The following is a 10,528-nucleotide window of genomic DNA, read 5'->3' as shown; positions in this document are numbered from 1 at the left end:
TTGGGGACTGTTGTAAGCTAACAGGTTCGGTTACATCTGGATCTATTGGGGCGATGGCTAACAAATCATCGACAGGCCGATCTGTAGTGGTAAGCTGAATATCGCTTAAGTTAGCAGTGGCTATATCCTCAAATAAAAATTGTGGATTTTCGTTGCTGTTTTCGTCTATGGCATCGAACAAATCCATCTCCAGTTCTCCAAAAGGTTTGGGAGAACTATTAAGCGTTGTTTCTGTGGACTGGTGAGTAAATTCGGGGATAAAATCTAGAGCTTCTGGAGGCAATGCTGTTGAGGAGAGTGGCGTATCACCATCTTGCTCTGGCGAAATGTTGCCAATATCTATCAAAGGCACTTCGCTTTGAACAATGTTAGCAGAAATTGTGGTGTTAGTTAGTGTCAACTGTGCAAACAAATCATCTCCAGCATCTGATGTCAATATCAGATCTAGCTGTTGCTCTTGCTGCGAGAAAGTAATATCAAAATCTTCCAGTCCAAAACTTGTTGGGGAGGTTGTAGGTGGCTGAGTATCGCCAAAAAAGTCATTAGCAGCTGTAAACAAACTTTCCTCTAATGCTTTAGCCACATCCTGCTCAAGTACAGGATCAAAGTCAGGCTGTTGTTCTGCTTCGGCTTCCTCATTCCAGAAGTTGCTCAGATCGTCTGTTGACTGAGAAAATTCTGTTGCTGTTGTCGAAGATGTATCAAATAAATCTCCAATATCTGGCTTGGTTTTAGCCAGTGGTGCATTTTCTTCCAGTTCAGTAAACAGATTATCGAAAGATAAATTTTCTGGCTGGAGAAGAGTAAGCTTTGATTCTTCTATATAGTTACTTGGAACAATTTCTTCTACCAAGTTGGCATTTGCAGTTTCTAAGAATAAGTCATCAAAACTGCTTTCCTGGTTAGTAGATGCTTCTATGCTAGTAAGAATATTGGTTTTTGATTGGGTGACTTCGCCTATAGAAAGTAGTTCATTTTCATCTATTGCTAACTCTAATAAATCTTTAACAACATCCTGTGGGGCGCTCCCTACAGCAGACTGCTGTGATTCATGAGAAACTGACGTCAATTCCTTAAGAATTTCCTCATTAGAATCACCTAAACTATCAAGTTCTGAAATATTGCTCAACCCAAGTAACGTAGTAGGTGTTTGTGGATGTTGCAATTTTGAGTTTTCTTTTTCTAGGAAGTTCTCACCAAATAATAAGCTTAAATCTTCAGTTGTAGCTATAGTTGTTTGATGCTCGCCACTGCTTGGGTCTTCATCAAACGACAACAAATCAGCTAAATCGCTATCTACATCTTCAGTTTCACTACTGCTAAAATCAACTCCCAATTTATTAGCGGCGGTGATATCTAAGATTTCTTCTTGTTGCCAAGTTTCATCGAGTTCTGGAGTTTCACCTTCAAACAAATCAGCAAGCGTATTTAACTCAGCTATTCCAACTTCTGGGCCTTTAGAGTCAATATTGTTACTGATAACAGGTGCGTCATCTTCATGGCTAGACAAGGATTGGAACAACTCAGAGATATCAATATTAATATTTTCTGTTGTTGCTGGTATACCCTCGTCTTGATTAAGTTGCTGGGATAGCTCAGATGAATTAGTTATGCTGTTTTTACTTTCACTAACAAAATCAACAGAATCCTTCGTTGTTGTAGACTCTACGTGATTAGCGCCTATTGTATCGGTACTGGCAAATAAACTTGGTTCTGCTGCAAGCTCGTCAACTAAATTAGAGGTTATTTCTAATACCTCAACTTCTGGCAAGCTCAAGAGTACTTCTAGTTGCTGACTAATTGTAATCTCAGCTTCTCTACTTTGTAGAACTAATTCCTGAGCTTGTTTGATTTCTGTAATAACAATTTTGGCTAGAGTTAAATAGGAATTTTCAGGATTAGCGATCGCATTTGCTGCTGCTTGACATAAATTACACCAATTAGGCACATTAAATGCCTCACCAAGTTTAACTAACTGGTGACAACATTGCTGGAGATTTTGCCGAGTTTCGGTTGTTGTATTTTGCTTAAAAAGTTGCAGCATTTCCCGCAGTGTTTGTAACACCTGGGTTTGAAACTCACCCCAATTCTTATTTTCTTGAGCAGGAATAGGCGAATGCGTCTGTTTGGCTACTGTAGGCGAGGACGGTTCACTAGCAGCTATGTGCTTTTCTTCTTCCAGACTGGAGAAATCCCGCTGAAAGAAAATCTCTGTAAGTGTGTTGGCGTTGTCTACAGAAGCTAAATGTATTTCTGTTGCTGCAATGCCATTTTCTACACCACTGTTTCCTTGCTGTACAAGTAGTTCCAGATGCTCATTTAGCCACTGAAAAACTGGTTCAGTTTCTGACATCAGAGTATTAGCTGCCTCTTCTGACAAACCAAACGGCCCGCTCAAATTTTCTAATAGGGCTTTTAGAGTATCAGATACACCAAGAAACAAAGACTCTAATTTTTGGTCAACCTGAATTGGATTCTCTTTGAGAACTTTGAAACAATCCTCCAAACGGTGAGATGTATGCTGGATGCTACTCAGACCAAGCATCGCTGCTCCTCCTTTAATGGAGTGAGCCGCCCGGAAGACTTCGTTAACCATTTCTGGGTCGTTCAGGGTACTCTGGAGATTCAACAACCCCTGCTCAATCGTATTCAGATGATCTCTTGCTTCTTCAATGAAGTAACCCAAAATGCGCTGTTGTTGTTCCGGCAGCATAGGACAGGATGAAGGATAAAGGATGTAGATACCTAGAGGGCGGCTGGCCGTAGGCTAGGATAAAAGCTGAAAGATAAAGGTTAAAGGCTGAAGCATGAATAATAGTTCACACTTGTATACTTGATACTTCATCCTTTACCTTGATTCGAGGGTTTCCACGCGGAAGCGTTCCACAGAGGAAATCAAGTCGCGGGAAACACCCACCAAGTTTTGGAGGGCACCGGAAACTCGCTGTGCTTCCTGGGAGGTTTCTTGCGCGGTGAGTTCCACGGATTGCATTACATGAGCTACAGCACGGGAAGTTTCTGTTTGCTCTACAGTATCGGAGGTAATTGAACGCACAAGAATATCAATCCGATTCGCTACTTGAATAATATTTTCTAGCGATCGCTTGGCTTCTTCTGCCAATTTAGTACCTTTAATTACCTGTTGGGTACCTTCCTCCATTGCGGTCATTACAGAGCCTGTTTCACTCTGGATTTGCATCACAATTTGTTCAATTTCCTTCAAGGATTTAGCAGATTTATCAGCAAGCTGGCGCACTTCATCTGCTACGATGGCAAATCCTCGTCCGGCTTCTCCCGCCCTTGCCGCCTCAATACTAGCATTGAGTGCCAACAAGTTCGTTCTAGAGGCAATTTGAGAAATCAACGCCACAATTTTAGAAATTTCTTGGGAAGATTCCGCTAGCCGCTTAACTTTTCTGGTAGTTTCAGCAACAGTTTCTCGAATTTCTAAAATACCTGCCACGGTGTTTTCCACTGCTTCCCCACCTTTAAGGGCGATGGTGCTAGCATCACGGGCGACAGTCTCCGCTTCCCGCGCCGCTTCTGCTACCCGCTGAATCGAGTCGGTCATCACCTGCACAGAATTTAGTGTTACTGCCAACTCTTCTGCTTGCCGCAGAGCATCACTAGATAAGGCTCTAGCAAAGGTTTCTGAGTTGGTTGCACCTTTTGTTACTTCTTTGGCTGCCACTTTTACCTGTTGCACAATATCTCGCAGGTTTTGAATTGTCAGGTTAAAAGCATCAGCAACGGCTCCCAGTACGTCCGCTGTAACTTCAGCTTGTACTGTTAAGTCGCCTCTAGCAGCGCCTTCCACATCGTCTAACAACCGAATAACTTGGCGTTGCAAGTTTTCTTTGGCTTCCTCTTGTTCGTCAGCTTTGCGTTGGGCTTCATTCGTGGTCGTGAAAATTACCCGCGCCATTTCATTAAAGCCAGTTGCTAATAGCCCTAATTCATCTTCGGAATACACCGTAGCTTGAACATGGAGATTACCTTGACGTACAGCATCAAACTGATTTTGCAGATCTTGGGTTGTGCGCCGAATTTGCTTGAGTGTGAGACTCCCCATAAATCCTGCGGTAGCAAAACCGGCAATTCCAGCTGCGAGTGACATTGCCCAGCCTGTATTGCGTACTGACTCCCGTTGTTGAGGTGGAGAGAATGTGGTAGCCCCAAAGCCAACTGTAGCTACAACTAGCGATGAAACTATACCTACAGCGCCTGCAACCAGCCATTGTTTCCTTTCTAGGGTGGCATTCTCTAGGGGTGCTAACCAGCCTTGCTCGACGCTAACGTTGGGTTCTAACTTCGAGACATCTACTTGAGTAAAGACTGGGACTGCTTCTTGTGAGCCTGTAATCGAGAACAGTTCATCTTCGCGATCGCTATTTTCATCTATTGGGGAAGACTCCACAAGTTGATTACGGTAGTTACCGCTGGCTTCGAGTGAACCAGATGCCATTGCCGCCTCATTGAAGCCGGATTCTCCGTCTGTCAGATCAAACCCTGGAATGTTTCCTAGATCGTCAAATTCATCAAAGTCATCTAAAAACTCTATATTACTTTTAGAATTTTCTCCATGTATATTATTTGTGTCTTCATCAGAGCTGAAGCTCTCCGTCCCAAAAGCAGATTCAAAGGCCTCAAAATCAAAATTATCTTCAATATCCAATTTATTGTTTGTTAGTTTCACATCTGGTCTCTTTTCCTTTTCCTCCAAAGTAAAGTTTCTGCTAGAAGATGTGGATACCTCTTTTAATGTTTCTTCAGCTTCTATAGGCCCTAACCAATTATCTGGTGTAGCTTGAGACAAATTATCCTGAAGGTTGTATCTCAAATCGTTCGTTTTTGCGGTACTCTCTTGGAGAACTGTTTGGTTATTTAATATTAAAGTCTCATTTTCCAGGCTATTGCTTTTCAACTCTAAAACTGCATCGCTTGGTTCTTGATATTTTTCCTCCATCAACAACTCAGTTGGTATTTCCCAGCTATTGCTTGTTGATAAATTCACTTCTGCAAAAGGAGAATTGCTTTCGCTAGCTGAATTTGCAACAGCATCTAGGAAATGATTATTCACTTCTGGCTCATCAATACTTTCTTCTGAAATATCTTCCTGCCAAAAAGCAGGCAAATCTAATTCTACTTGCTCCTCCCAACTGTTGGCATCTGACTCTTGCTCCCTTGGCTGGTGATTTACAATAAACGGATCATCGCTCAAAGGTGGTGAGGAATCTGGTATTGAATTAAATGCAATACTACTGTCTGCTGAGATATCAAATGGATTGTCCAAGGATAGCTCTTCTATCTGATCTATAGCTTGTTGATACTCACCAAAGGAGTTTAAATCAAAGCTATTGCTAGCCAAATCTCCAGTGATTCCCAAATCTTGTATTTCTGGTTCATCAGCTAGCACATCAGATATTTCTTGGGAAGATATTTCTTGGGAAGATATTCGCTCATCATCGTCTATGGCAGCGACTTGATTGGGCAGCGTTTGTTGATATTGATTAATGCTCTCAAGGCCATGATTAGCAAAACCAATTATTTCTTGAGCATCAGTCAACTGCAACACTTTTTGATATTCAACTTTCGCAATATCGTATTGTTGCAAAACGTAATAGATGTGACCCCTTAACAAATGGGAGTTAGGGTCGTCTGGTAAATTTTGCACCACTTGGTCAACTAAAGTCGCGGCAACTTCATAGTTCTGTTGCGCGTAGGCTGTACAAGCCTGCTTATATATATCTAAGTAATCATCTATACTTGCTGCCATTTACACCCTCCCAGTTTCATCCTGCCCACCTTGCACTCCGCAAAATTGCCATTTGATCCAGCAGTCGTAGACACTGATTGTTTTTAGCATCTAATAACCATTCACCGCGTAAAAACGGAGCCATAGTATCTGGCACATGAGTTGGTAGCATTAGATGCTGCACATCAAGCCAGTCCATGCCGCCGATGTTGTCTACCGCCAAGCCGACTATTGTGTCTTGCTCTTCGATAGCAATTACCGGAATTTCTGCTCGGTCTGTATTTAACGCCGTTGCTTCCCCCAAAAATTGACCTAAATCAGCTACCCAAATTACTCGACCTCGTAAATTTAGAGTACCCAAAAGTAAAGGAGAAGCATTAGGAATCGGAGTGATTCTATCAGGACTCAATTCCATTACCTCCCGAATGCCAGTTGCTGGTAGTGCAAACTCCTGATGCGAGGGAATGTAAAACCGCAAATGTAATTCACCTTCAGGACTTTCTACTTGTAATTCAGGACGGAAGTGGTCTTGCCCACTACCACTTAAAAAGTCCGGTTTGCTGACCATGTTATTTTCATCCTTATCCTCGCAGAAGTTGTTTGACTGTTCCCACCAACTCAGTAGGTTGAAATGGTTTGGCTATGTAGGCGTCTGCACCCTGCTTCATGCCCCAGTAGCGATCAAATTCTTCACCTTTAGAAGAACACATCACTACGGGGACATTTTGGGTTTTTGGATCGGATTTTAACCGACGGCAAACTTCGTAGCCGTTCATCCGGGGCATGACAATATCTAAGACCACCAAATCAGGAGGTGCGCTTTGAATTGCCTCCAAAGCTTCAACTCCGTCACTGGCATGGGTGACTGTTAAGCCACTTGCTTTTAGAAGGTCTGTAATCATCTCCCTTTGCGCGATACTGTCTTCCACAATCAGAACTGTACTCATAAATGCCTATCTACCTCCTGATGTAGACGTTCCGTTTTGGAACATTCCCTGATCTCCCCGTAAGTATTTACTGTATAAATTGAATTTATTCCTTCACTAATTTACTAGATAATAACTTTGTACTAGTCGTACTGGGGTTGGTTGACTCTGTGATAACATTTTTTACCCCATCTGTTATCGGATCAACAAGTCTTGTATCTTTTTTGGGTACACATGAAAGGCTCTATGTTGATATATTTTTCTACCAGCGTGATTAACTCAGCATCTGCAAACGGCTTTGTTAAATAATCTGTCGTCCCGGCCATCCTAGCTTTGACTCGATCAATAAATTGATCTTGATCACTCAGCATGATAATCGGTATCAGCCGAAATGCTCTTGAATGTCGCAGCATGGAACAAATCTCGTACCCATCCAATTCCGGCATAGTAATGTCGCATAAAATCATATCTGGCTTGAATTGAAAAATGAAACTCAAGGCTTCTAAAGGATTAGTCAAAGTTAACACTTCATAGCCTCGTGGCTGCAAAATAGACTCTATAGTTTCACCGATGGACATTGCATCGTCAATACATACTATCCGCGCTTTGTCTCTACTTTCTCCCTCGCACTCTTGTGTAGGTGTATCATAATTATTAGTAATTGAATATACTAGTTTTAACCAACCTTGCTGCACGTATGGATACATTGCCTTGGCAACTGTCAAAATGTCTCGGTTGAGGTAGCGAGCTAGTTGACGCAAGGATGTTTTACCATCTGCCCAATGCTTTAACTTATTCACTGTTTCTGCTGGTAATGAGGAGTGTAGCTGAACTACATCAGCAAGTATTGGCAATTGCTCAGGAGACTGAATGTGCGGATATAGCTGCTTCCACTCTTGCAATTGCTTGGCAATTTTGGTAACCGAAGGCGCAATCTCCAAGGCGCTTAATTGTGGAGTGAGTGCCAGATTCTGATGGAAAATAAAGCTACCTTCGTACAAACTCAGCAGGTCAAAAAGCGTCTCATGCACTATTGCGTGCATAATATTACGAGCTACTTTTGGATTAATAATATTGTGTTCCAAGAGCGCCCAAAGATAGCTATACTCTGCGTTATATGCTGATTCTAGAGATGTACGTTGGATGTGGTCGAGTTGCATCTCGCCTTGGTAATGCCGTAAGTAATCGTCAATCCGAGACAAATTACTATCACCTTGTTGGCAATAGATAATTTGACCGTTGAGGAAAAAGAGCAACCAAGACTGTTGTTTGCCGCTAAAGGAATGGTAATGTCTGTTTACCTCTCTACCAAATTTAGCGCTATTGCCAAAGCTATGGGCTTCCACTAACAGTTGACCAGTACGCTGCCCCCACTCAATCAATTGCAGGATACTACGAATATCAATTTCATTTAAATTTCCCTGCATTTAGCTAAAAGGTATTCCTTGTTATTTCGTTTACATTCTTTATTCATTTTGCCCAGTAATTCTTCTATGTTACAAGTAGACAAATTATCTAGTTGATACAAGGAAAATTACTACCTATGCAAACATCTCTTGCCAGGCTATACATTCAGCAATATTCCTTAAATTTTCGTCATCCGCTTTGACAAAGCTAGTGATCACACGGTAGTCATGATTACTGTCATCAGCACAAAATATAAAGGCGCGAACCAGCGCATTTATATATGTATCAAGGCATGATATGTCATGTCTATAAATAGTTTTGTCTGTCTTGTTTTTTCTGCCTGCGGTTAAATGAGGCAAAGTAACAGAATTATCTAAGGTATAACCAAAATCACGGACATCAAGTACACAAAAGGACTAACGGTGTGCTGTATTTAGCAGAAGTACAAAAGCAGAAAGGCGGCTTACTCACTACCAGTTTACTCAGTAGCAGTTCCAAAACCGAACTAAAACTGCTGGCTTGTCAGCGAACCGACCAGAATTGGAGTACTGTGTCGGAAGAAGTGGTTGTGGCTGAGGAAGCGAGTAAATTAAATGATGGCGCACTTGTACTGGTAGAACTGAATCCGAATCGCCAAGTGCAGCGGATTCAAGAAGCAGGGCGTCCGCTAGTTAACATTTTGCAGAATTTTTCCCGACAGTTGGAAAAATTTAAGCTCAAGGAAGATGAGATTGACCAGTGGAAGCAGTCACTGACATTTCAGGCGCAAGAAATGAATCGTCGTGAAATGGATATGGAAGCACGCTTAGAACAGTTGCAACAAATGGAGGATGATTTTCAACGCCTGGAAGCACAAAAACAGGAAGTTGAAACATCCCGTGAAGAGATGGAAAGGTTGCGACAAGAAATTGAGCGTAATCGCCAAGAACTAGAAGGTGCTTGGGAGCATTTGCGGGGTGAGCAGCGTCGTTTGGAGGAGTATCAAGCAGATTCCCAACAGGGAAAGGTTTTGGATGAAGAGCAAAGTCGAGTTTTGAGTGAGTTGCTCGATCGCTTGTCTAGTCGCGTGGCTCCTACGGAAGTAGTGCGGGAAAACCTTCATTTGGCTATTGAATTGGTTGAAAGACAGCAAGCTACTCTGAACCAACACTGGCAACAGATGGAGCAGCAAAGAACTGTAGCTACTCAAAAACAACAAGAAGTTGATAGCCTCTCGCAAACTTTATGCGATCGCCAAGATGTATGGCAACAAGCACAAAGCTCACTGGAGCATCAAACAGCAGATTTGAAGGTGAATATTGCTGTTCTTGCCAGCAAGCAAGAGTATGCTCAGTTATTGAAAGAACAATTACGAAATCAAGAAGATTTATATAAGCAGATTCAATCTTTGGCCATAACATCAGGTAATGTAGTTCTGAGCCAGCCACTGGATTTAAAAGCTTTGGAGAATCTGTCTATAGAAGAACTGCAAAAATTGGTGCAAGATTTGCAGGAAAAGTTTGATATAGATTCTAGCTTTGTCCACGACCAAGAACAAGAACTCAAATATAAGCAACAAGCCATAGATGAACTGCAACAGAAGATTCACCAAGCATCTGACCAAGATGTAATCAATTTGGAAATAGAACTGACAGAAGAACAAGACCTCTACCAAATGCTGAACCAAACTTTGGTGGGACAACGCCGCAATTTGCTAGAGCGGCAAAAGTTACTCAAGCAACACCAATGTATACTACTACGACGACAAGGGCATAGTGTTGCCAATATAGAAGAGGATAATAAAATAGATTTTGGCCCTCTTCTTTTGCAAAGTGAAACCCAGCGACAACAACAGTCACAGGAACTGCAAAGGTTAGAACGTGAAATTGAGCAGATGCGTACTGGTATTGAGTTAGCCCAAAGCATGATTGACAATCAAAGTCATGACTTGCAAGAGAAACGCCAAGAGCTGAAAACTATGGAAGAAAACTTGCAGACTCTGCGAACAGCAACCGCTGAATGTTGGGGCCAGGTTAATCTCTATCAAGAAGCACTACAACCAATTCAGGATTCTTTGGATGGGTTACGGCAGAAGTTGCAAGGAATGGTTGATGCTTTGGCTCAAGTTCAAGAAACTGGTGATTATCAACTCCAGACTATCAGTCAAATGCGCCACACTCTTGTGAGCCTGATATCTCAGCCAGAATTGTTAGCATCTTAACCCCTCTTCTGTCACTTTTCCTAGATAAAAAGATGTAACCATTACCAGACAAGAGTTTCAGCCTAAAGCAATAATGATATCCATCATATTAGAATATAAAGCCACAAACCTAACCCCAGTCAGAGTTTTAAAAGTTGCCTTCGATTTTTGTTTTCGGAGAGTGACAGAAAAGGGTTACAGCAGTTTTCATTTATTTTAACCACATCTGTCGTAAGGTCACAACGGGCGTTGTGCCCTTAC

Annotated in this window: 6 protein-coding genes; 1 reads left to right on the top strand and 5 read right to left on the bottom strand. The window is 42.0% G+C overall.

What is annotated here, in order from left to right; genetic code table 11:
* The 5 genes from AC5JL8_RS23870 to AC5JL8_RS23850 all read right to left on the bottom strand — a co-directional run.
* On the bottom strand, nucleotides 1-2,713 hold a 2,713-nt coding region (locus AC5JL8_RS23870), incomplete at its 3' end, for an Hpt domain-containing protein (RefSeq protein ID WP_495882156.1).
* A gap of 135 nt (nucleotides 2,714-2,848) precedes the next feature.
* Nucleotides 2,849-5,776 (bottom strand): methyl-accepting chemotaxis protein, encoded by a 2,928-nt coding sequence (locus AC5JL8_RS23865; RefSeq protein ID WP_495882155.1) that lies wholly within the window; start codon nucleotides 5,774-5,776, stop codon nucleotides 2,849-2,851.
* Between the two features lie 16 nt (nucleotides 5,777-5,792).
* Nucleotides 5,793-6,323: a chemotaxis protein CheW gene (locus AC5JL8_RS23860; RefSeq protein WP_495882154.1), complete on the bottom strand. Its 531-nt coding sequence runs from the start codon at nucleotides 6,321-6,323 to the stop codon at nucleotides 5,793-5,795.
* 13 nt (nucleotides 6,324-6,336) lie between these two features.
* Complete coding sequence (locus AC5JL8_RS23855) at nucleotides 6,337-6,702, bottom strand: response regulator transcription factor (RefSeq protein WP_086687337.1); 366 nt, start codon at nucleotides 6,700-6,702, stop codon at nucleotides 6,337-6,339.
* A 182-nt stretch (nucleotides 6,703-6,884) separates the two neighbouring features.
* Complete coding sequence (locus AC5JL8_RS23850) at nucleotides 6,885-8,108, bottom strand: response regulator (RefSeq protein ID WP_495882153.1); 1,224 nt, start codon at nucleotides 8,106-8,108, stop codon at nucleotides 6,885-6,887.
* 404 nt (nucleotides 8,109-8,512) lie between these two features.
* Here AC5JL8_RS23850 and hmpF point away from each other — a divergent pair, with 404 nt between their 5' ends.
* Nucleotides 8,513-10,288, top strand: coding sequence for a pilus motility taxis protein HmpF (gene hmpF / locus AC5JL8_RS23845; protein WP_495882152.1), 1,776 nt, complete (start codon nucleotides 8,513-8,515; stop codon nucleotides 10,286-10,288).
* The last annotated feature ends 240 nt before the right edge of the window (nucleotides 10,289-10,528 follow it).

The organism is Mojavia sp., assembly GCF_059505145.1.
This window is presented reverse-complemented; position numbering and strand designations above follow the sequence as displayed.

Bases quoted from the DNA above. Each gene is read 5' to 3' on its own strand.
- AC5JL8_RS23865 (WP_495882155.1), bottom strand. From the start codon at position 5,776: ATGGCAGCAAGTATAGATGATTACTTAGATATATATAAGCAGGCTTGT.
- AC5JL8_RS23860 (WP_495882154.1), bottom strand. From the start codon at position 6,323: ATGGTCAGCAAACCGGACTTTTTAAGTGGTAGTGGGCAAGACCACTTC.
- AC5JL8_RS23855 (WP_086687337.1), bottom strand. From the start codon at position 6,702: ATGAGTACAGTTCTGATTGTGGAAGACAGTATCGCGCAAAGGGAGATG.
- AC5JL8_RS23850 (WP_495882153.1), bottom strand. From the start codon at position 8,108: ATGCAGGGAAATTTAAATGAAATTGATATTCGTAGTATCCTGCAATTG.